Source organism: Adhaeribacter pallidiroseus, from assembly GCF_003340495.1.
Lineage (GTDB): Bacteria > Bacteroidota > Bacteroidia > Cytophagales > Hymenobacteraceae > Adhaeribacter > Adhaeribacter pallidiroseus.
Genome location: NZ_QASA01000001.1, coordinates 3,899,075 through 3,920,478 on the forward strand (window position 1 = coordinate 3,899,075; position 21,404 = coordinate 3,920,478).

17 protein-coding genes are annotated in these 21,404 nt (G+C 43.0%); 11 read left to right on the top strand and 6 right to left on the bottom strand.

The features are described from left to right. Nucleotides 1-221 precede the first annotated feature (221 nt). A complete protein-coding gene (locus AHMF7616_RS15580) occupies nucleotides 222-4,013 on the bottom strand; it encodes a metallophosphoesterase (protein ID WP_233507595.1) in 3,792 nt (1,263 codons plus the stop codon). 418 nt (nucleotides 4,014-4,431) lie between these two features. Here AHMF7616_RS15580 and AHMF7616_RS15585 point away from each other — a divergent pair, with 418 nt between their 5' ends. Beyond that, the gene (locus tag AHMF7616_RS15585; protein WP_115373732.1) at nucleotides 4,432-5,640 is read left to right on the top strand and encodes a Pycsar system effector family protein; all 1,209 of its coding nucleotides are present in this window, start codon (nucleotides 4,432-4,434) and stop codon (nucleotides 5,638-5,640) included. A 315-nt stretch (nucleotides 5,641-5,955) separates the two neighbouring features. Here AHMF7616_RS15585 and AHMF7616_RS15590 read toward each other — a convergent pair whose 3' ends face one another. The 3 genes from AHMF7616_RS15590 to AHMF7616_RS15600 form a co-directional block, all read right to left on the bottom strand. Further along, nucleotides 5,956-6,489 carry a hypothetical protein gene (locus tag AHMF7616_RS15590; RefSeq protein WP_115373733.1) on the bottom strand — a complete coding sequence of 178 codons (534 nt, stop codon included), beginning with the start codon at nucleotides 6,487-6,489 and terminating at the stop codon, nucleotides 5,956-5,958. A 356-nt stretch (nucleotides 6,490-6,845) separates the two neighbouring features. Beyond that, nucleotides 6,846-7,403, bottom strand: a complete 558-nt coding sequence (locus tag AHMF7616_RS15595) for a fasciclin domain-containing protein (RefSeq protein ID WP_115373734.1) — start codon at nucleotides 7,401-7,403, stop codon at nucleotides 6,846-6,848. A gap of 162 nt (nucleotides 7,404-7,565) precedes the next feature. Beyond that, nucleotides 7,566-8,333, bottom strand: coding sequence for a sulfite exporter TauE/SafE family protein (locus tag AHMF7616_RS15600; RefSeq protein WP_115375640.1), 768 nt, complete (start codon nucleotides 8,331-8,333; stop codon nucleotides 7,566-7,568). A 279-nt stretch (nucleotides 8,334-8,612) separates the two neighbouring features. On the opposite strand from AHMF7616_RS15600, the gene AHMF7616_RS15605 reads away from it, so the two are divergent. The 3 genes from AHMF7616_RS15605 (at nucleotide 8,613) to AHMF7616_RS15615 (ending at nucleotide 11,157) form a co-directional block, all read left to right on the top strand. Then, nucleotides 8,613-9,296: a TetR/AcrR family transcriptional regulator gene (locus AHMF7616_RS15605; protein WP_115373735.1), complete on the top strand. Its 684-nt coding sequence runs from the start codon at nucleotides 8,613-8,615 to the stop codon at nucleotides 9,294-9,296. 105 nt (nucleotides 9,297-9,401) lie between these two features. Continuing rightward, nucleotides 9,402-10,283 carry a hypothetical protein gene (locus tag AHMF7616_RS15610; RefSeq protein ID WP_115373736.1) on the top strand — a complete coding sequence of 294 codons (882 nt, stop codon included), beginning with the start codon at nucleotides 9,402-9,404 and terminating at the stop codon, nucleotides 10,281-10,283. An 85-nt stretch (nucleotides 10,284-10,368) separates the two neighbouring features. Then, the gene (locus AHMF7616_RS15615) at nucleotides 10,369-11,157 is read left to right on the top strand and encodes an IS5 family transposase (RefSeq protein WP_115373737.1); all 789 of its coding nucleotides are present in this window, start codon (nucleotides 10,369-10,371) and stop codon (nucleotides 11,155-11,157) included. A 100-nt stretch (nucleotides 11,158-11,257) separates the two neighbouring features. On the opposite strand, the gene AHMF7616_RS15620 is transcribed toward AHMF7616_RS15615, so the two are convergent. Then, nucleotides 11,258-12,087, bottom strand: a protein-coding gene (locus AHMF7616_RS15620; RefSeq protein WP_115371190.1) for an IS5 family transposase whose coding sequence is annotated in 2 segments (ribosomal slippage) — nucleotides 11,258-11,694 and nucleotides 11,694-12,087 — 831 coding nt in all. Because the reading frame shifts where the segments join, the coding sequence is not laid out codon by codon here. 104 nt (nucleotides 12,088-12,191) lie between these two features. On the opposite strand from AHMF7616_RS15620, the gene AHMF7616_RS15625 reads away from it, so the two are divergent. The 4 genes from AHMF7616_RS15625 to AHMF7616_RS15640 all read left to right on the top strand — a co-directional run bounded on the left by AHMF7616_RS15625 (nucleotide 12,192) and on the right by AHMF7616_RS15640 (nucleotide 17,150). Continuing rightward, complete coding sequence (locus AHMF7616_RS15625) at nucleotides 12,192-13,406, top strand: ATP-binding cassette domain-containing protein (RefSeq protein ID WP_115373738.1); 1,215 nt, start codon at nucleotides 12,192-12,194, stop codon at nucleotides 13,404-13,406. 3 nt (nucleotides 13,407-13,409) lie between these two features. Next, nucleotides 13,410-14,783 carry an HlyD family secretion protein gene (locus tag AHMF7616_RS15630; protein ID WP_115373739.1) on the top strand — a complete coding sequence of 458 codons (1,374 nt, stop codon included), beginning with the start codon at nucleotides 13,410-13,412 and terminating at the stop codon, nucleotides 14,781-14,783. A 94-nt stretch (nucleotides 14,784-14,877) separates the two neighbouring features. Next, the gene (locus AHMF7616_RS15635; protein WP_158546185.1) at nucleotides 14,878-16,269 is read left to right on the top strand and encodes a TolC family protein; all 1,392 of its coding nucleotides are present in this window, start codon (nucleotides 14,878-14,880) and stop codon (nucleotides 16,267-16,269) included. A gap of 308 nt (nucleotides 16,270-16,577) precedes the next feature. Beyond that, the gene (locus AHMF7616_RS15640; protein ID WP_115373741.1) at nucleotides 16,578-17,150 is read left to right on the top strand and encodes a Uma2 family endonuclease; all 573 of its coding nucleotides are present in this window, start codon (nucleotides 16,578-16,580) and stop codon (nucleotides 17,148-17,150) included. 81 nt (nucleotides 17,151-17,231) lie between these two features. On the opposite strand, the gene AHMF7616_RS15645 is transcribed toward AHMF7616_RS15640, so the two are convergent. Beyond that, a complete protein-coding gene (locus AHMF7616_RS15645) occupies nucleotides 17,232-18,524 on the bottom strand; it encodes a lamin tail domain-containing protein (RefSeq protein WP_115373742.1) in 1,293 nt (430 codons plus the stop codon). A 114-nt stretch (nucleotides 18,525-18,638) separates the two neighbouring features. On the opposite strand from AHMF7616_RS15645, the gene AHMF7616_RS15650 reads away from it, so the two are divergent. The 3 genes from AHMF7616_RS15650 to AHMF7616_RS15660 all read left to right on the top strand — a co-directional run bounded on the left by AHMF7616_RS15650 (nucleotide 18,639) and on the right by AHMF7616_RS15660 (nucleotide 21,388). Further along, nucleotides 18,639-19,763 (top strand): tyrosine-type recombinase/integrase, encoded by a 1,125-nt coding sequence (locus AHMF7616_RS15650; RefSeq protein ID WP_115375641.1) that lies wholly within the window; start codon nucleotides 18,639-18,641, stop codon nucleotides 19,761-19,763. A 15-nt stretch (nucleotides 19,764-19,778) separates the two neighbouring features. Then, the gene (locus AHMF7616_RS15655) at nucleotides 19,779-20,924 is read left to right on the top strand and encodes a hypothetical protein (protein WP_115373743.1); all 1,146 of its coding nucleotides are present in this window, start codon (nucleotides 19,779-19,781) and stop codon (nucleotides 20,922-20,924) included. A gap of 107 nt (nucleotides 20,925-21,031) precedes the next feature. Continuing rightward, nucleotides 21,032-21,388 (top strand): helix-turn-helix domain-containing protein, encoded by a 357-nt coding sequence (locus AHMF7616_RS15660; protein WP_115373744.1) that lies wholly within the window; start codon nucleotides 21,032-21,034, stop codon nucleotides 21,386-21,388. The last annotated feature ends 16 nt before the right edge of the window (nucleotides 21,389-21,404 follow it).

Below are 21,404 nucleotides of genomic sequence, written 5' to 3' on the forward strand. Positions count from 1 at the left end.
TAAAAACAAGTTAATTCTTTTAAGGCCATTATGCCAATAGTATAATTGGGTTTCCATTAGTTACAAAGCGCGCTGTACTAACACTATGTACAATGAAGAAACCTGTAAAATAATAAAATTAGCTTTCCCATAAAGTCTGCTACTTTTTAGTTTTCATCTAGATGAAAATTTAAAAACCTGCTATTAAAAGTTGTTTGTCAGGAAATCTATAACTCTAAAAACTAAAATAAAAACCCATAGGTTAAATTAAAATAACGCGCTTCGCCGCCAATGGAATACGTACCGGAGAATACCGCTTTGTTTAAAATATCAACCCAAGCGCCTACGCCGTAGCCGTGGTGCAAACCCCGGAATAATTTATCAGAAGTGTCAGAATCCGCGAAAACCCGGCCGGTATCGTAGAACAACAAGGCACCAAACTTACCCGGGAACAAGTACAGATTAAACCGGAATAACTGAATACGCGCCTCAGCGTTGGCGTATACCGTGCTACGGCCGGCAAAACGCGTGCGGTTAAAGCCGCGCAGGTTAGTTGTGCCGCCCAACGTATTCGCTTGGTAAAAACGGTAATCCCCAAAATTGTGCGCCGCTCCTACTCGTCCGGCCCAAGTCAGCTGAAAGGGAAAATCCGGGGTAAGGTAAAATACTACCTGCGAATTTACTTGGGTGTATTGTAGTTTATTTCGGTTTAATTCCCGGTTAAAAGTTACTTCGTTTAAAAACCGGATGCCGATATACGGGTTAACCTCATTACTCACGGCATTTAAATTTAAAAAAAAGCGCAAACCCAGGTAATTGTTTACATCAAAGGCTCCTTGTCTTTCGGCGCTGGTTTGGACCAGTTGCCGCGCCCGCTCGCCAGAGGCGGCCGAGTCAATCCGGAAGTGATCGTACTGCGGACCAAGGCCTACTTGTAAGAAACTAAATACATTTTTGTTGATAGTGGGCGAAAAGTAAAACCGCGAAAAGCGTACCCGGTAATCTTTAATCTGATTTATGTCGGCAGTGGTATTATTACCTTCGCCAAAAAAGTTATACAACAGTTGCGGCCCGAAAACATAAGCATTTAAACCTAAATCGTACTGCGAAAAAACAGCCTTAAAATCGGCATCGTAGCGCACATTATACGCCGACCGGGCAAAAGAATAATTAGCGGCCAGGCGGTGCTCGGCGGCGTACGGCTCCTTCCGGAACTGGTGCGTGCGGTAAACAATCCCAGCGCCCACGAAAAATTTATCGTCGGGGTTATAGGCAAACGAGAACCGGGGCCCCCAGTAGGGCGCTTGTTCGCCGGTGCGGTTATACTGATTTACTTCTTTGTAGGCTTTGGTTTCGTTTTTGGTTTCCGGTCCGAAAGCCAGGTAATTGCCCGTTTTGGTATCGTACACCACAGTTTTGCGAGCTAAGCCATTTACCGTAGAATTATCCGTAATAGAATCGCGGTCGCTACCCCCGATTATCCGTACCCGAATTCCTTTTTGTACTTGGCCACTTACTTTAAATACATCATCGCCGCCTAAACCATACAAACGAATTTCTTTGGTTTCGTTGATTACGAAGGTACGATTATAGACCAGGCGGCCAATGGTGCCATCTTTACGAATGTTATTGACTACTACCTGCGTTTGCTGATTATTTAACCGGTTTACTATAAAATATTCGCGTTTATCGCTGCCAGCTACATCCACGGTTTTCGCCAGGAAAGTGTAATAATCGGCGGCCAGTTGGGGCAGTAAATCGCGCCGGGATTTTAGTTTGGCCGCTATTTCGGCACCGGATATTTTAGCTATTTCGGTGGGCCACTGCTGAATGGCTTGATCAATTACGGCGTCGGTGATGTTATTTTTAATTTTTTCGGCTTCGGCTACCCATTGTTCTTTGGTTACCGAGGCTAAAAAGGTACGGTCGGTACTCAGGGCGGTTAAGTTCAGGCCAATGTAATCGTTGTAAGTATAATCAAAATTCTGAATATTCCGGACAGCCCACTTGCGGGTAATCAGATAAGGAATAAAACCATCGGCTCTAAAAAACACCACGTCCCGGTCTTTAGGCACGGGTTCAAAAACCCGTTCATCGTCGCTTTTGCGTTCTACCCAGCGCCATTGGCCCTCGTGCCGGTCCCAGTCGCCGATGAGCATGTCAAATAAGCGCGCCCGGGCAAAGCTTACTTCGTTTACCGTATTATCATTGTCTTGCTGCCTGCGTTCGAGTACTTTATCGGTGCCCACCAGGTTTTTCGCAAAGCCTAAACTAGCTACGTTGCGGTGGTCTTCGTCGGGGTTTTCTTCCAGTATAGCTACCTGATTTTTAAAATTTTCCTGGTATTTGCCCAGGCCTGGATCGTTGGGTACGTACACCAGCTTCGGATTAACGTGGTATACGCCGGCAGCCTGGGCTAGGGGCGACAATATTAAGGCGCCATAGGGGTGCTGCGCCGAAATTTGATCTTGCAGAATATCGCGGATGAGCGTTTGCCGCATACTGTTAGGCAGGATCTGGGCCGGATTCTTATTCACCGACCGCAACGAAAACTCCCGACCGGCTTCGTTGCGCAACCGCAGCGAGGCGGTTTGTTTGCCCCCGCCTAAGCGGTAGGGTACGAGGCCGTTTTGTTCGGTTTGTAAATCCAGCAAGGGCATGGTTACCGGCGTGGCCCACTCGCGCCGGTAGTGCGTGCCGAGGAAAAACCTTTTGGTTTGGCCGGCGCCGTATAGTTTCGGATTGGCCGCTACCGTAATGCTGCTGTCTTTAAAACTTACCGTAGCCGCCACCGGGGCCGTAGGTTGGGCTGGTGTTCCTTCTTGCCGTAAGTATAATTTAGTACGGTACAGGAGTTGCCCTTGGTCGCCGTTGGCTTTAGGTTCCCAGAATTCGAGCCAGGCTTCGCCGGTGGTGTAGTAATTTACAATGGCGTAGCCTTTGGCTTCGTGCCCGAACTGGGCTGTACCGCCGCCTAATTTTAAATGCTGCGTTTTACAACCCGAGCCACTCACAATGGTGTGCACATTACCGGTTTTAAAATGCTGCAAATTGTGTTCGTGCCCAGCCGCGTAAACTACGTTGGGGTATTTTTTAAAAATAGCCATTAAGCCGTTCACGTACGCCTGGTATTTGGGATAAGCAATATCCTGGCTGATGCCCCCGTAACGCCGCGCCCACGGATAAATAGAACCAATAACCGGTAAGGGTATCAGCAAGGCGGGGTTTAGTTCGGTGAGCGGAAAGATGTGATCCATTACCCGGAATTTGCCCCCGTGCATGCCGTTACTTTGCAAAGGATGATGGCCTACTACCATGATATTTTTCCCGCTGTTCTTGCTGATAATATCTTCCAGTTGTACCAGGGCATCGGCTTCGTTGGCCACGTTGCAGTAATTATTGGGCCCGTAAGGTCGCTCTTCGGATTGTAACCACCATTGCGAGTTCAGGGCGATCAGTACCAGGTTCTCCTGCAAAAAAACTTCGTAAGGTCCAGGACAACCTTCGTCGGGCACAAAAAAATTATTACCACTCGCATACGTCGAATCGCGCAGGTATTCTTCCACAAACACTTCCTGGCGAATAACTGATTGCAGTCCGCCGGGTTGCCCTTGGGCCCAATCGTGGTTACCCGGAATCATGTACTTTTCGCCGGTGTAGCCCCGCAAAATATCCAGTTGGGTGCGCATGCGTTCCTCATCGGTTTTCCGGCCGGGGCTGCCGGGTTCGGTGAGGCCATACGAGTAAATATTATCGCCCAGAAAAACCACGGCGCTTTTTTCGCCGGCGGCTTGTAATTGCGACCGCAATAAGTTCAAAGAAGGTTCCAGCGGATTTTTGGCGGGCGCTCCTACATCGCCAATTAAGAAAACAGAATACGTAAGTTGGCTAGCCGGTGGTGGGGTGTTCTGGGGCCAATTGGCAGCCGCCCGGTTGTAATAAGGTTTGTGTACCGTACAAGATGATACCCAAAAGAATGTAAGCCAGAAAAAGATAAAACCCGTATTATTTTTACTCATATCCACTGCGCCCATGAAAAACAAATAACTCCCGTTTGATTTATTTGTTGAGAGAATAGCTTAAAAAACTTTTGAAATTAGTCGCCAATTGGTGTTACTGCAACTTAGCCGATTAAGTTTATTTTTCAGGAAAGAAGCAAAAACTTATGTTATTTTAAACCTGTACATTTCTCCTGAACATCTTAAATTTTTAAATTTAGGACTATACCTTAACTCACTTAAAGAATATACCTAGGCTGTTTTAACCCGTTTAAGTGAAGAGGCTGGTTACTAACACCGGAATTTTAAAAAAAATAGTATATTAGGCAGCAGATTACCAGCAATTGTGCCGCTAATGCAACGTAAACCTTACCCTAATAAGTAGCGTTTTATTTCATCATCTGGCACCGCACTGCGCCTTATTTTACTTGTTTACGCCCCGCGTAATTGATCTATGGAAACAGCATTAATTGTAAATAAAGACCAAGAACTTATTCAAAAAGCGAGCAACTATGTACAATTGCTTTTTAAAGATCGGCTTTCTAAAAAGCACGTTTATCATAATTACCGCCATACGGCCGAAATAACCCAAGAGGCCATTTTATTAGCCGATGATTGCCAATTGCCGGAACCAGATAAAGAAATTCTTTTACTAGCCGCCTGGTTTCATGACACGGGCTATATTGATACGTACCAGGGACACGAAGAAAAGAGCGCCGAAATAGCGGTAACTTTTTTACAGCAACAAAATTACCCTCCGGCTCAGATTCAGCGGGTAAAGAATTGTATTTTAGCTACCAAAGCGGGCAGCAAACCTGCCAATTTAATCGAAGAAATTTTAGCCGATGCCGATATATCGAACATCGGCCGCAAAACTTTTTTCCCGAATGCCGAGTTGCTCCGGGCCGAGTGGGAAATATTTCTGGATAAATTTTACACTGATGCCGAATGGGCCCAATATCAACTGGATTTTTTACAGGCCACGCAGTTCCGGACGGAAGCCGCGCAACGCTGCTACAACGACCAGTTGGCTAAAAACTTGGAAGAACAACAAGCTTTACTGACCGTTAGCGCCAAAAAAGAAAAAAAAGAAGAAAAGAAAAAACGAAAAACGTTTGCGCAACCCAAACGCGGCATCGAAACCATGTTTCAGAGTACGTACAGTAACCACATGAACCTGAGTTCTATCGCCGACAATAAAGCCAACATGATGATCAGCTTAAATGCCATTATTATGTCGGTAATTATTACGTATTTGGGCGCTAAAACTTCGGTTATTGGTACGGAGTTTACCCGCAATCCTATCCTCATGATTCCGGTAGGGATACTTTTAATTACTACCTTAGGCTCGGTCGTTTCGGCTATTATGTCGGCGCAACCAGAGGTTACCAGTTTTAACATCAAACCGAACAAAGTACAAAGCAAAAAAGTAAATCTGTTATTTTTTGGCAACTTCACCAAATTACCCCTCGAAGATTTTCAGGCGGGCATGTACGACCTGATGCGCGAAAAAGACGCGCTGTACACCAACATGATTACGGATATTTACTACCTGGGCGATGTATTAGCCAAAAAATACCGGCTGCTGCGCATTTCCTACACCATTTTCATGATTGGCTTAATTTTGACCGTAATTGCTTTTGTTATTGCGATTAGCCGGTAAATAACCAGACACAAGTATCAAGATGTTAGTATCAAGACTGTATTTTGATTAAGCGGTTCCTTACCATCAATGGGCTGTATTTTAAAAAATCGGATAGCTACCAGCCAGTTTAGCCGATTATACCAAGTAGTATATAGAATTTTCCATCGAGTAAAAGAAGTGTACTCGGGCTGATCTTTGGAGCCGGTTCCCGCTATGGAAAATTTTATTTACTACTTGGTATTATTTACCATTTTTTAAATTTTAGATAAAAAACAAAAAGCCGGTTGGTAAAACAACCGGCCTTTTAATGTCCGAACAGTAAGAATAGACTTATTATTTTTTAGCTTTAGCCGCTTGTTTCTTTTCTTCCAGCAGCCGCTCCCGTTCTTTTTCCTTTTGCTCTAAAGCTTCTTCGCGTGCTTCGGCTCTGGCTTCGGCCTCTTCTTTCTTCGTTTTGGCGGCAATTTTGGCCGATTCGGCTTTTTCTTTGGCCGCTTCTTTCGCTAGTTTAGCTTTTTCTTTAGCCGCTGCTTCTTTTTCTTTGGCCACTTGTTTTTGCTGATCTTCTTTAACTTCCTGAGCTTCTTTACGGGCTTTTTCTTTGGCTTTTAAAGCATCTTCGCGCTCGTCGTTTTTAATGGCCAGGGCTTTGGCCTTAGCTTTATCAGCTTCTTTTTTTTCGGCCGCTTTGGTTTTCGCCAGTTCTTTTTTTTCTTTTTCTTTTTGCTCGGCCGCTTCTTCCTTAGCTTTTAATGCTTCTTTGCGGGCCCGTTCTTTTTCTTTAGCGGAATCTTGTGCTTGCGCCGGATTAAAAGTAAATACCAGAGCTATTACAAAAAGAATGGTTAATTGGTAAATGTGTCGCATATCGTTTAGGTTCTTTAATTTAACACTGGCTAAGATAAAACCTATTCGATTGCGCTACTTTTTAAAAAAAGCAATCTAACGAAATCCTTTTATTTGTTATATGCTGTCCTTATTTAATTACCAAAAGCTACTTCGGAATTTACATCTTTCCTGGCCTAAACTGCCTAATACCCCAGTGCTACACCTATCACTCCCGCTTAAATTTTATATGCTGTGATAAGCTGTTATTTTAAATTAAAACCTAGTTTAACGTTTTAAGGAATAAGCTTAAAACAAAAACGCCTGCTCATGGGAGCAGGCGTTTTGCCAGGAACAGTAAAAATTAAAAAAAAAGCTTTTTTGTGAACGATGGCAGATTATTTAGCGGGTAATATCACTGTATCAATTACGTGCGTTACGCCATTGCTGGAAATTACGTCAGCAGTTGCTACATGGGCGCCATTAATCATAACCATACCACCTTTTTTGCTTACCGTCAGCGTTTCGCCATTTACGGATTTTAAAGTTTGGCCGTCTTTTAAGTCCTTCGCGCGTAAAGCCCCGGGTACTACGTGCAAGGTAAGAATTGAAGTTAGTTTTTCTTTATTCTCCGGCTTTACTAACTCATCCACAGTGCCAGCGGGTAATTTATCGAAGGCCGCGTTGGTTGGCGCAAACACGGTAAAAGGACCCGTACCACTCAGCGTTTCTACTAAACCAGCCGCTTTTACAGCTGCTACTAAGGTAGTATGATCGCTGGAGCCTAGGGCATTTTCCACAATGTTTTTAGAAGGCACCATCATGGCGCCGCCTACCATTACTCCTTTTTCGGAGCCAGCCGCTTTGGTTTTTGCCATTGCTTGAGCAGAAACTTCAGAAACAGAGATTGCGGAAATTGCCAGCATAAAAGCGCCGGTAAAAATTAATTTTTTCATAATAGGTCTTTGCATTTTTAATTAATATGACGAGACCTACGGACATTCTGACTTACCGGATTGCAACCTAAGCAAAAGATTCTAAGATATAGATAAAGTTACCTGTACCATTAATTTAACAAGAAAACTGGAACAGGAAATTAGTGCTGCCTTCCGGCTTTTTTAATTTTTAAAGAAGCTATCGTGGGCAAACTTGCCGATAATCGCAGTTACTACTATCAGAAAAAACACCCGGATAAACCCTGTTCCTTTCTGAATAGCCAGGCGAGCCCCCAACGAAGAGCCTAAAACATTACAAACTGCCATGGGAATGCCAAGGTGGTATATTACCTGATTCGTAAAAACAAAGTAAAGCAAGGCCGATAAGTTGGTAGCCACATTTACAATTTTGGCCGAGACCGAGGCAGCCAGAAAATTAAATCCAAACAGCCCGATAAAAATAAACATCAGAAAGCTGCCCGTACCTGGTCCAAAAAATCCATCGTAAAAGCCAATGGCTAGTCCTACCATCATTCCGTACAACTTTTCTTTAGTTGCGGTAAGTCGCGGGGCATGTAAACTACCAAAATCTTTCCGCCAAAAGGTATAAATAGCTACTCCAATGAGTAAGATTAAAATTAAGGGCCGTAACTTATCCGTAGGAATGGCACTTACCGCCCGGGCGCCGATAAAGGAAAAAATAAATGCAGCAATAGCGGTGGGCAAGATATTGTTCCAATGAATCTGCACATTTTTCCGGTACCGCAACAAGGCCGCCGCCGTACCGGAAATTCCGGCTAATTTGCCGGTACCTAGCAAGCTGGCAATGGGTTGGTGGGGCAGTAAAATAAGCATAGCCGGCGTTTGAATGAGGCCGCCGCCACCCACAATGGAATCTATAAAACCCGCCAGAAAAGCAAAAAAGCACAGGTAAATTATTTCAACTTCCACGCGTGTATGGTTAAAATCGCTAGATCCGGAAAACAAAGTTGTAAAAGTAGAAATATTTTATTCTACACTAAACTCACCTGTTCCCTGCCGAACAAATTTCTGGAAACTTATTCCGCTTTAAACCTATCGTCAACTTGTTTTAAAAAGTTTTTAATAGTATTACTATCATGAATAAAACATTACTTCTATTTGCAATAGTTATACTATTACAAATAGAAGTAATGTTTTATTCATGATAGTATATAATAAACAAGCCGGCTTTTAATTACAACTTAACTGATGAGTAACGTCTTAAAAATTAATCTTAACCATAAATCGTATCTCCGCGATCCGGAGCAAACCACGCTGGGTCAGAAAATTATTGCGGCTAGTATTAAGCTCATCGACCAGATTGGCTTTGAAGAATTTACCTTTAAAAAATTAGCTGCTGAGATGAATTCCACCGAGGCTTCCGTGTACCGGTATTTTGAGAATAAGCATAAGCTACTTATTTACCTGGTATCGTGGTATTGGGTATGGCTAGACTACCAGATTTCTTTTCAAACAAATAATATTTCGGATCCGGCTCAGCGGCTGCGCATCATCATCCAAACCTTAACAACGGCAAACAAAGACAGTCTGCAAACTAATTACCTAGACGAAGCTGCGCTGCACCGCATTGTGATTGTTGATGCGCCTAAAGCTTACTTAACAAAAGAGGTAGACGCTGATAACAAGGAAGGCCTTTTTTTAGAATATAAAGGCTTATGCAAAAAAATTGCGGCGATTATTCAGGAGCTGGCGCCTGGATACCCCTATCCGCATGCACTTACCAGCACCATGATGGAGGCTACCCACCAGCAAACGTATTTTGCCGAACACCTGCCGTCGCTCACCGATATTCGCCCGAACGCGGATGATAAAACCTCGGTGGCTGATTTTCTGGAACAGTTGGTTTTTGCCGCCATTGGCTACCTTAAATAGGTTACAGGTGGTAAACTGGATGTTTATCAGATGTTACAAACTGCCATTAAAACAACCTTAATCTTAATTATAATTTTTGCCACTTATTAACTATTAAGGATACTTATGAACCGTAAACTGCTTCCGGTAATTCACGAGTTGTTCGCCAATTTAAGCGGGTACACGGTACACCTGTCCCCGGAAACTTTTGCTGCTTCTGGTGCGCCCGTTCCAGCAACTACTTTTATGCAATTGCTGGCCGCCGATGGCCCCCGGCACCATTTATCATACTTACCCGCTCGGTTACCGGCTGCGGCTTTTCTTCAATTGTTGCATCATGCTACTTATCCGGTTTTATTCTTCCGGATAGCTGCGGGGCAGGTATACCCCGTTGTTATAAAACGAAGCGGCAAACATTTTGAATTGTACCAACTGCAAAGCAATTTACCGGAACGCCAGACTATTACGAACCTCGAACACTTGCTGGAGAATTGTTTTACGCTGCCAGATACTTCCGCTGGCGAACCTTTGATTCCGTACGTTACTTGTATTTTGCAACCGGCTAGTAACCCGGCCAAAACCGGCGGAGCCGCCGGCGACAAAAAGCAACCTTCTCCGTTGCACCGTTTCTTTCAACTACTGGCTCCAGAAAAACGCGAAATCGGGTATTTATACATTTATGCGGCTATTGCTGGTATTATTAGCTTGTCGCTACCTCTTGGAGTGCAAAGTATTATTGGCTTTATATCAGCCGGACAAGTAACGGCATCGGTGGTGGTGCTTATTGCGGTAATTGTAGCGGGTACCCTGGTAACCGGAGACCTGCAGCTCATGCAAGTCTGGCTGGTGGAGTACTTGCAACAACGCTTGTTTAGCCGGATGGCCTTTAACTTTGCCCACCGGGTACCTAAGTTTCAGCTAGAAGGACTTCAACCGCATCACCCGGTAGAATTAATGAACCGTTTTTTTGAAACGGTAACGCTGCAAAAAGGCTTAGAATATGTTTAAAAATTAGGGAAGGGGAATTTAACAGAATTATAAAATCAAAAAAGGCAGTAGTCGAGTAACAAAGGGTGTCTAAATCCGAGTTACGATGCCGAAGAAGAAACTAAAGTTTACCCGTCAGCACTTCTGTGCGTTGACTACTGCCCAAAGGCAAGTTATAAAAGAAATTATTGACAATGGCCGGAAACGTAAACATAATTTGTTGGAGGTAGTGCAAGCCATTCTACGGATTACCCGTACTGGCCTGCAATGGCGGAACTTGGAAGGAGCTTATCCGCCCTGGCCAGTAGTGTATTACTACTTTCGCAAGTGGCAAGCCGATGGTACTTGGGCCCAAGTGTTAACCGCCTTGGTGAGAAAGGAGCGCCAAAGGCAAAAACGAGAGGAGCAAGCCTCGGCCGTGGCCGTGGATAGTCAGAGCGTGAAGAAAGCCAGTTTTATTTCCCTGGAAACAGGGATAGATGGCGGTAAAAACGTGAATGGGCGCAAACGGCATCTAGCCGTGGACACGTTGGGCTTACCGCTGGCCCTACATGTTTCTTCGGCCCAAGAGCACGATGGGCAAGCAGGGGTGGAACTGCTCTGGCAGCTGGAGCAAGCTTCTAATCGGCTCACCTTGATTCGAGCTGACCAAGCTTATAGCGGCTACTTTAAAGACTGTGCCCAGCTTTATGAGTGGTCAGTAGAGATCACGCAAAAGCCGGAAAGTCAAAGGGGATTTGTGCCCCAGAAAGGCAGATGGCAGGTAGAAAGAAGTTTCGCTTGGTTAAACTTCTTTCGCCGTTTGAGCAAGGATTATGAGAAAACTACCGCTTCTTCCCTCTGCTTTCTGCAGCTGGCTTTTATTGATATGCTTTTGGCAAGAGTACCTAACTAAATTTTTAAACATACTCTTAGCTAAGATTTTACTCGAATTTAGCGCGGCTATTCTGCAAATTCTGTTCGGTTTAATTTTAATAGACTTCTTTCAAAAGTACTTAGATAGTGTCGTAATTAGCAATGGCAGCAAAGAGGTTAAAGCGTAAGCCAAAGCGCTTTCGACGATTTCTATACTTGGTAGCAAAAATTTTGAATCGTTTAAGAAAACCAAACACGTTTTCAATCTTGATTCGCTGGGAAGACAACGCTCGGTTTTGTTGCTGGTCTTGCCGCGTTAAAGGATAATGTTTGGAGGCCTTCTTCGGGGTATGGGCTTGCGGGATCAACTTTTTGATTCCTTGATAACCCGAATCCGCTAATAGCAGGATAGGAGTTGGGAGTTTAAGCTGGCTGCATTTAAAAAGTTGGAAATCATGCACTGCTCCTTTGGCAAAATGCGTACAAATGATTTTTCCGCTCTTCTTATCCACTATCATTTGTGTTTTCAGATGATGTTGTTTCTTTTTAGCCGAGTAGTAGCGTCTTTGTTTTTTTGGGGACGTTCGATTCTTGTCTCCGTAGCATCTACCAGTACTACTTGGTAACTGATGGAACTTTGGAGAAGGGCTTTTTTGCCAGGTAAGCTAAATTCCCCGGATTGGAGTAAAAGATTTTCCGCTCGTGTAATCAAGCGGAAGGCCGTGGCTTCACTCACTTGGTAGCTCTGAGCGATGTGAAAATAGGTCCGGTATTCCCGATTATATTCTAACATCATCAATACTTGATCGGCCTCCGACAAGCGACTAGGACGACCGAGAACTTTCTTGTTTTTGGCTATTTGTTCGCTTAAAACTGCTTTCATGTGCTCAAAGGTGGCTTTATGCACCCCTGTTAAGCGCCGGAAAAGAGCTTCGCTTAAAAAGCGGATTTGTTCGTATTTTGTCACCATACCGCAAAGTTCTGCTATTTACTTAATATCTAATTACTTTTGAAAGAAGTCTATTATCGTTTTATCATTCTTCGTTTATCTTTTTCGGTCTTTTACTAATAGGTATGCTGGCTTTTATTATTGGCAGTACGGGCCACAAAGGGGTAGATACTAGTTTAATCGAGTCTAAATACAAGTACCAGATGGTAGGATGGCTGCAGCACATGGCCCGTTCGCTGCATTCTTTTAAACTAGGTAATACAGCCAATCTGGGATTGCAAAAAACCGATTATTTAGTAAGCCATTACATTACCGCCCGGCGGCAGCACTTTGGGGTGCTCGTTACGCAATACTGGGGCTTTATTATTTTTAAAACATTAATTACCGCGGCCTTGCTGATACTGGGTTGCATTTTAGTGGTGCAGCAGCAAATAAACATGGGCCAGTTTGTAGCTTCCGAGATTATCATCATTTTAATCATGGGTTCGGTAGAAAAACTAATCTTGAAACTAGATGTGGTGTACGATGTATTAACCAGCTTAGAGAAAGTAGCTACCGTAACAGAACTGCCCCTCGAAGAAAACCAAGGGCTGCAACTCGATGACGAAATTTCCGAGGGTGGCTTAACGCTCCAAGTAAAGCATTTAGATTTTCAGGCGGGCGAAGACGCACCGTGGGTCTTAACGGGATTAAACTTCCGGCTGGATGCCGGCAAAATCATAGGCTTTGCCGGCTTAGATGCCGCTAGCCAAAAAGCCATGGTCCGGGTACTGCTGGGTATGTTTCCGAATTACCGCGGCAGCATTACCTACAATGGCTTATCGCTCCGCGACCTGGACCCTGCTTCTTTCCGGAGACAAATAGGCTGGTTAGCGGAGTCTGACGAGATTATTCCGGGTACGATCCTGGACAATATTCTGTACGGACAGCCAGCCGGTTCGCAATCGGAGCTAATGCAAATATTAGAAATTGTTGGGCTCTCCTCGGTTATCCAAAACTTACCCAAAGGACTACATACCTGGCTTACCGGCACTCCTTGGACCTTTTCCAGCAACCTGTACGCTAAAATTACGCTGGCCCGCTGCTTGTTACAGAAACCCCGGTTACTCTTTATCGAAGATAGCCGATTAACCATTGAACCCGCAGAAAAAAATAAAATTTACGAGCGGCTCATTCAGGCGCGGCCCTGCACTTTGGTCTTTATTTCCAATACCGAAGCGGTATTACAGCGTTGCGAACAGATATTATTATTTAGCGATGGCCGCCTGGCGGCAGAAGGCACTTACGCCGATTTACAGCCTAATTTACATCTGCAGGAAATTGTAAAAGTATCTTTTTAATAAATGAACGCTATTAAGAAACCCGTTGGGGAACAAGTGCATTATACTACCGCTGATTTGCTGCAAACGCCGGCTCTAGGCCGCAATCTGGCGTATTGGTGCGCCGGCATATTTACTGCCTTGCTGTTAGCCTTGTTTTTACCCTGGACCCAGAACATCCGCTCCGATGGTACCCTTACTGCTTTAAACCCAGCGGATCGGCCGCAAACTTTACCCAGCGTTATCTCGGGCCGAGTGGAACGCTGGCACGTGCCCGAAGGGCAATGGGTAACGAAAGGTGATACTATTTTAAGCATTTCGGAGGTTAAAGACAAGTATTTTGACCCAGCTTTGCTCACCCGATTACAAGAACAAATGGATGCAAAACAAGGTACCCAGCAGGCTACTAACGAAAAAGTAAAAGCCCTGGCTAAACAAATTAAGGCGTTAGAAGCCGCCCGGCAATTTTCGTTGAACAAAGCCCACAACAAAATTCTGCAAACCACTTATAAACTGCGCTCGGATAGCGCCGACCTGGCAGCCAGCCAAACGGACTATAAAATTGCCCAAGTACAGCTGGAACGACAAGATGCCTTATACCGCCAAGGCCTTAAATCTTTAACGGAACTAGAAAGCCGCCGACTGAAATTTCAGGAAACCCAAGCCAAATTGCTCAGCTACGAAAATAAGTATGCCAGCACCCAGCAGGAATTAGTCAACGCCCGACTGGAAATACAATCCTTAAATGCCGAATACGCCGAGAAAATAGCTAAAGCCCAATCCGACTTAAGCTCTACGCGCTCTTACTTATTTACGAACGATGGTGAAATAGCTAAACTCCAAAACGAAATTAGTAGCACGCGCATCCGGTCAGGATTTTATCATTTAAGAGCACCCCAAGATGGGTATGTAGTTAAGGCATTAAAAGCCGGTATTGGCGAAACTATTAAAGAAGGAGAAGCCGTAGCCACTATTTCGCCACGCCAGCATCAGTTGGCCGTAGAGCTCTATGTGAAGCCCATGGATTTACCGCTCTTGCGGCGGGGCCAGGAGGTCCGCTTGCAATTCGACGGATGGCCAGCTTTGGTATTCTCGGGTTGGCCCGGAACAGGTTTTGGTACTTTCGGGGGCCGCATTGCTGTTATAGATAATGTTGGTTCACAGGGTAAATACCGCATATTAGTCGTTCCGGATAAAAAAACGCAGCCCTGGCCGGAGGCATTACGCTTAGGTTCGGGAGTTTATGGCTGGGCCTTACTCCAGGATGTGCCCCTTTGGTACGAATTGTGGCGCCAACTCAATGGCTTCCCAGCCAACTATCCGGAAACAGGAAACAGCACACAAACCAAAAATAAATCTGAAATAAAAAATAATAATGCCGATGAAACGGAAGTGTAGTAAGCTACAGCAGTTAAATGCGTCACTGCTTCAAGCAATTCTTCGGAGTTGGTATACAGCATACTTGTTACTTGCCAGGTTTGCCAAAATTGCATTGACTTTCTTTTTCATATTTTTTTATAATACGCTTTCTTCCGCCGATACCATCCAGGTATTTACCTTACCCGAACTGTACGAACATATTCACCGCTATCATCCGGTAGTCCGGCAAGCCGAGTTGTTACCCCAGCAAGCCCAACAGGAAGTGCGGCTGGCACGCGGTGCTTTTGACCCGTACCTGAACAGTTATTTTGACCAGAAGGCGTTTAAAAGCCAGGAATATTATTCCAAGTGGAATAGTTTAGTTAAAATTCCGCTCTGGTTTGGTACCGACTTAAAGCTAGGCTACGAACATAACACCGGCACCTACTTAAACCCGGAAAATAAAACTGATACCGGTGGCCAAACTTATGCCGGTATTTCTTTGCCAATAGGACAAGGGTGGCTCATGGACCAGCGGCGCGCTACTATTCGCCAGGCCCAGGCTTTTACGCAAGTTGCCGAAGCCGACAAAATTAAAATTTTGAACAAGCTTTTACTCGAAGCAACTAAAGATTACTGGGAATGGGCCTTTGCTTATCAAAAATGGTTGTTGTATACCCACGCGTATGATTTAGCCGTGGTACGCTACCGGGGCGTACGCGAACGTGCCGCCCAGGGCGACTTGGCTGCCATTGATACCGTAGAAGCCCGGATAGAAGTAAACAACCGCAAACTCCTGCACCAACAAGCCTGGACCGACTACCAAAATGGCCGTTTAATTTTATCGAACTACTTGTGGCAAGAAGGCCAACCCCCCGTAGAACTGGTTACCGCTGCTACTCCGCTGTTGCCGGATGCCTTACACCGACCTGTAACACCCGATTCGTTACAACAGCTCGTGCAGTTTGCCCGCCAGCAGCATCCCGAAATTTTAAAATTGCAAGCTAAATTACGGCAACTAGAGATCGAAAAGCGATTAGCTGCCGATAAATTTAAACCAAAGCTTACGCTGGATTATAATTTTCTCCGGTCAAATTTCGATTTTCCAGTAGAGTCTTTTTCGAGCAATAGCCTGCTGAATAATTATAAACTAGGGGTAAGCTTTCAATACCCGTTACTCTTACGGGCAGAACGCGGGAAATTTAAATTATCTAAATTAAAACCAACGGATAACGCCTTAGACCTGCAGCAAACTACCCGCAACCTGGAAACCAGTTTACAAACCACTTACAACGAACTTACTTTACTCGAATCGCAGATTAAAACGCAGGAGCAACTGGCGCAACAAGCCGAAATCCTGCGCAACGGCGAACAAATCCGGTTTGAGAATGGCGAAAGTTCTTTATTTTTAATTAATACCCGCGAGATGAACCTGGTGAATTATCGCCTCAAACTTTGGGAGCTTAAAATTAAATACGCCAAAACACACGCGTCTCTTTATTGGGCCGCCGGTATGCAGCCGTAAGCCAACTTAAATACGAAAATTTAAAAAAACACGACTAATAAAACTTAAACGGAGCTAAATTAGAAATGATAAATTAAAGACAAGGCAAAATCTACTTTCTTATATCTTTAACCGGAAGTTGCATTTGAACCAATTAATGGGGAAAGTGCTATCCTCGTGCTCCTTTTGAATGATGAACGCAGCGTACTAAACCTTAATTTGTAATCCTGTTTTAGGGAATACTCGGATTTGTAATCCGCATTGTTTTTAAAATTAGTGAGAGAAGGACGAATTGCCGTTTTCACTATATTTGTTTAAACCAAAAATGTATGTCCGTTCAAACCAAAAACTTTATATCTCCCGAAGAATATTTAGCTGCTGAGCGGGAGGCTGATTTTAAGAGCGAATATTATCAAGGCGAAGTTTTTGCCTTAGCGGGAGCCGGTAACAACCATAACCTGATTACTGCTAATTTAATAATCTCGCTGGGAACTAGTTTTAAAGGTAGAAATTGCCGGGTTTATCCCAGCAACATGCGCTTGCACATTCCGTTAAACGGCTTGTATACTTACCCGGATGTACTAGCCGTTTGCGGGGAAAAACAATTCTTAGACGAGAAAAAAGATACCCTATTAAATCCGGTTCTGATCGTAGAAGTATTGTCGCCCTCTACGGCTGGTTACGACCGGGGTACCAAGTTTATGCTTTACCGCAGCATTCCTGGTTTGCAGCACTATGTGCTGGTCGATTCGCGCTCCTGCCACGTCGAAAAATTCACCAAAAACCCCAATAGCACCTGGGTGCTTACCGAAGAAAAAAATATAAATGCGGTACTTACTTTCTCGAACCCAGATTTTGAACTGTCCCTGACCGAAGTTTACGAAGACACGGAAATTGCCTGATCCCAGAACCAATTAGTATTATTAAATGGGCATAAGGGCCTCGAAGCACAGTTAAAATTTAAAAATTTCATCATTTTTAACCTAAAGCTTTCCACCTACTACCACCGTTTCTTTAAAAGTTTGCACGTTACCCTGCATGTTAAATAACTCAATAAAAAGCACATAATAGCCAATAGGAGCTTTTTGTTGCTGGCTATTAGTACCATCCCACTGAAAAAATCCTTGATTGGCGAGTAGTTCGTTTTTCACCAATCGTTTAATCAGGCGACCGGCCGTATCGTAAACCGTTATGTTGGCTACCATTCCGTTTTTAGCCGCTGCATAGTTAATCGTGGTAAAATCGCGGTCGCCGTCACCGTCCGGGGTAAATACCTTAGGCTCAATGGTGAACACTTGCGCAGTGGCGTTGGCTTCCTGTACCTGCGAGTTGCGGTAACCCGGCGTGGCGTAACCCACATTGGTAGCTGCCGAGTGAAAATTACTGGCTACACTCGGCCCATCTAACCTAATTCGTTCCAACGAAACGCCGTTTACATCATCAATTAATTTAAAATGCAGGTCTTCGTGGTAACTCACCCGGTCTATCTCCTGCTTTTCAGCATTTATTATTACAACAGTGCCAGCCTCATCGGGAAAGGAAGGCAAGCTGCTTAATTTTAAAAAAGTTTCGGGTTTAGCTTTAGGGTAATGCTGCTGTACAATATCGGGGCGGGTAGTAAGTACTAAATATTGTTGCGGCGCCACCATCAATGGTACCTGGCTTAAGACTCGGGCATCTAAGGCAGTATCAGCTTTTATATTGCCAACTTGCCAGTTTTGCAAGGAAATGTACTTATTGGAGCGATTAACAATTTCTACGAAATCCACACCTCCACTGCGCGGATTAAACAAGATTTCGTTGATAACCACATCGCCGGCTACCGCCGTTTGGGGAAGAATAAAAGTAGCCTGCACCGGAGTAGCCAAAATGTTGCCGCTGCAATCGCGGATGTTGGCAACGGTAACCTGATAGGTTTGCCCAGCCTGCAGGTTACCCGCGAGGGCGAGTTCCACGGTGGTGAAATCGGGGCTCAGGATCGTAACTTTCGTTACCGCTATTTCGGGAGAAATTTTGTAAAAAGCGGGCAGCACCGACTGCGCGCTATCCAGCTTTTCGTTGAAAGTAAGGGTAAGCGTTGCGTTATTTTTGATGTAAACCTGTTGGAGTACAGGCGGTAAATTATCTGGATTGCTGGCCTTAACTGAATTTTCTTTTCCCGGAGTACCGCCAGCTGGGTTAGTGCTGGCTACCCAATTGTTACCGGAAACGCACGGATTCTGTAGATCTATAAATACTGGCCATAAACAAACATAATAGATTTCATTAACAACCATAACTAATATGGCTTATACTATAAGAATAGGGCTATTATTTTACTATTTAATTAGGTTTGATATATGAATATTATGCAAAGTTTTGTACCTTACTTGTACCTTAAGAGATACAAAATGACTAAAGTTAAGCTCCGATTAAAGCCAATTAGCAGCGGCCGGCAAACGCTTTACCTGGATATTTATCCACCTATAATTCATCCGGAAACTGGCAAGCCTACCCGTAGAGATTTTCTTGGTCTGTATATCTTTGAAAAGCCTAAAACTTTAACCGATAAACAGCACAATAAAGAAACTTTACTCCTTGCGGATAATATTAAGGCAAAGCGGCAGCTTGAAATACAAAGCGGTGATTATGGTTTTTTAATTTCTAAGAAGGCCCCCGTTAGTTTTTTTGGGTTTTATAAATCCTTGGTGGATAAACAAAGGCCCGGCACATCGAACCATACTAATTGGTATCATAGCTACACTACCTTTATAGGGTTTGCGGAAGCTAATATTAACTTAGATCAAATTGATGAGGGTTTCTGCAATAACTATAAAGAGTACTTACTTACAGCTTATATCAATAAGACCCATAAAAAAACATTAAGTCAAAATACTGCCAGCATTTATTTTGATGTATTTAAAAAAATTCTTAGAGTATCCTACAAACTAGAACTAATTAAGAAGGATCTTAATAGTAAAATTAAGGCAATACCTAGAGCTGATTCTCAACGGGAGTACTTATCTATTGAGGAGCTGCAGCTATTAAGTCAAACTGCATGCACTTTACCAATTCTAAAAAAAGCCGGTTTATTCTCAGCGCTTACAGGCTTACGATTTTCAGATTTAAAAAAATTAGTTTGGAGTGAGATAAAATACAGTCAGGCGGAAGGGTATTATATAAGTTTTAGGCAGAAGAAAACGAAAGGTGTAGAAACTTTGCCTATTTCCGAACAGGCTTACAAACTACTAGGTGAACGAGAGCAGCCAGAAGAAGTGGTATTTCTTAATTTAAATTATCATGGTGGCTTGGGGATGCATTTAGAAAGATGGATTAAAGCGGCCGGCATTACAAAACATATCACCTTCCATAGCTTTCGGCATACTTTTGCGACTTTGCAGCTTTCCTTGGGTACAGATATTTATACGGTTTCTAAGATGCTGGGCCACCGGGAGCTAAAAACCACCCAGATCTATGCTAAGATTATAGATAAATCTAAGCGGGAAGCGGCTAATAGAATTAAACTCGATCTTTAATATTCATACAACCTAATGGAAAGTATAGATGAACAGTTTAAGCAAGGAGATAATCTACTTCAAATAATTGACCGGTATAATATACAGCGTGAAGAAGACCGTAAATTTTTCTTATACGATAGAAAAAACAAGAAATATGATGAACCTCAACCTATTGATATATTAAAAGATATATTGATTGAACATAATTGTGATATAGATGCAGATTCCTTTATATACACTTTAAGCAATTTAAGAATTTGTAGAACATTTTGGAACCTTGCTGAAGCTGAGGAGATTGAAAATGGTTTTAATGGGTATAAAATCATCGTGCCCATGTATGTACGAAATTGTATCAAGGAGATTAGGCTTCGTAGTGATTATATAGATTCTTTCATCAATAAGGAAAAATATAAATGGTCAAATAATGATCTTGAAATTTTTGATAAGGAGCTCAAAAATTTGTTGGAAGAAAATAGTTATGATTTAACTAGTAGACTTAATATCCTCAAAGAGTTATTTGATAAAACCCGTACTCAGATCAATGAAATTCAAGATTTATTTGAAAGGGAATATGAGTACTCTATACATGATTTTTACAATGGAGATACTTTTAATTTAAATATAGAAGATTTAAATTTTTTCTTTTACGAATGTGAGAAAATAAAAAATGGCACAGATGAATTTAGGAATATATATCTACATTTTGAAAAGTACATCAAAAGAAAAAACAAATTAAAGGAATTAAAAAGACTAATTATTGAATCAAGCTTAGAGGTTCAAGACACTAATCAGCAACTTAAGTTTAGCAAAAGAGCTTTTGTTACAAGTGTTAATGACACTACAGAATCTAGCTCCTTAGGAACATTAGAACTTTCTGATGTTTTTGAGCATGTTTCCAAATGCCATTACATTAAAAATTTATTAGTTGAACAAGGGCTATGCCAACCTAACACTTTCATTTGGAAAACTATAGTTGGGTCTAGAGGTTTTTTGGCAGGCGTTTTAAAGTATTTACATCTACAAGGCTATTACAAGGACAATAAGGCTCTTTCATCCAGTGAAATTAAAATCATTGCTAAAAATACATTTGGGGTTCAAATAGGAATTGACAGAATTAAACAGGTTGCACCAAGCTCTATAGAGTTAAAATTCATACCACTAGCTTCAACTATTAAATAAATTTACCAATTACACAGAATACACCAGTGTAATCTGTGTACCCAAAATTTTGTTTTTTCAGGTTTTTTTATATTTTATTTGTGGCTGTTAACTAATCGTTGTCAGCTATGAATGATATCCTCTTAACACCTATTAGACTAAATGAGCTAGAAACTCTCATTACTAACTCAGTTCGTAAGGCCTTATTAGAGAGCCACAACAATACACAAAAAGAACTTGAAACATTAGATGAAAATCTAACGATCCAACAAGCAGCTACTTTTTTAAACTTAGCAGTACCTACTATTTACGGTATGGTAAGTCGTCAAGAAATACCATTTAGCAAACCAGGTAAATCTAAGCGTCTTTATTTTTCAAAAAAGGATTTGACGGATTTTATAAAATCCGGTCGCAGGAAAACTATTGCCGAAATCGGCCAAGAGGCTGACCGGTATGTCGCTTCTAAAACACAAAAAAAGCGATAGGCCCACCCGCCAAGAT

Bases quoted from the DNA above. Each gene is read 5' to 3' on its own strand.
- AHMF7616_RS15580 (WP_233507595.1), bottom strand. From the start codon at position 4,013: ATGGGCGCAGTGGATATGAGTAAAAATAATACGGGTTTTATCTTTTTC.
- AHMF7616_RS15585 (WP_115373732.1), top strand. From the start codon at position 4,432: ATGGAAACAGCATTAATTGTAAATAAAGACCAAGAACTTATTCAAAAA.
- AHMF7616_RS15590 (WP_115373733.1), bottom strand. From the start codon at position 6,489: ATGCGACACATTTACCAATTAACCATTCTTTTTGTAATAGCTCTGGTA.
- AHMF7616_RS15595 (WP_115373734.1), bottom strand. From the start codon at position 7,403: ATGAAAAAATTAATTTTTACCGGCGCTTTTATGCTGGCAATTTCCGCA.
- AHMF7616_RS15605 (WP_115373735.1), top strand. From the start codon at position 8,613: ATGAGTAACGTCTTAAAAATTAATCTTAACCATAAATCGTATCTCCGC.
- AHMF7616_RS15610 (WP_115373736.1), top strand. From the start codon at position 9,402: ATGAACCGTAAACTGCTTCCGGTAATTCACGAGTTGTTCGCCAATTTA.
- AHMF7616_RS15615 (WP_115373737.1), top strand. From the start codon at position 10,369: ATGCCGAAGAAGAAACTAAAGTTTACCCGTCAGCACTTCTGTGCGTTG.
- AHMF7616_RS15625 (WP_115373738.1), top strand. From the start codon at position 12,192: ATGCTGGCTTTTATTATTGGCAGTACGGGCCACAAAGGGGTAGATACT.
- AHMF7616_RS15630 (WP_115373739.1), top strand. From the start codon at position 13,410: ATGAACGCTATTAAGAAACCCGTTGGGGAACAAGTGCATTATACTACC.
- AHMF7616_RS15640 (WP_115373741.1), top strand. From the start codon at position 16,578: ATGTCCGTTCAAACCAAAAACTTTATATCTCCCGAAGAATATTTAGCT.
- AHMF7616_RS15645 (WP_115373742.1), bottom strand. From the start codon at position 18,524: ATGGTTGTTAATGAAATCTATTATGTTTGTTTATGGCCAGTATTTATA.
- AHMF7616_RS15650 (WP_115375641.1), top strand. From the start codon at position 18,639: ATGACTAAAGTTAAGCTCCGATTAAAGCCAATTAGCAGCGGCCGGCAA.
- AHMF7616_RS15655 (WP_115373743.1), top strand. From the start codon at position 19,779: ATGGAAAGTATAGATGAACAGTTTAAGCAAGGAGATAATCTACTTCAA.
- AHMF7616_RS15660 (WP_115373744.1), top strand. From the start codon at position 21,032: ATGAATGATATCCTCTTAACACCTATTAGACTAAATGAGCTAGAAACT.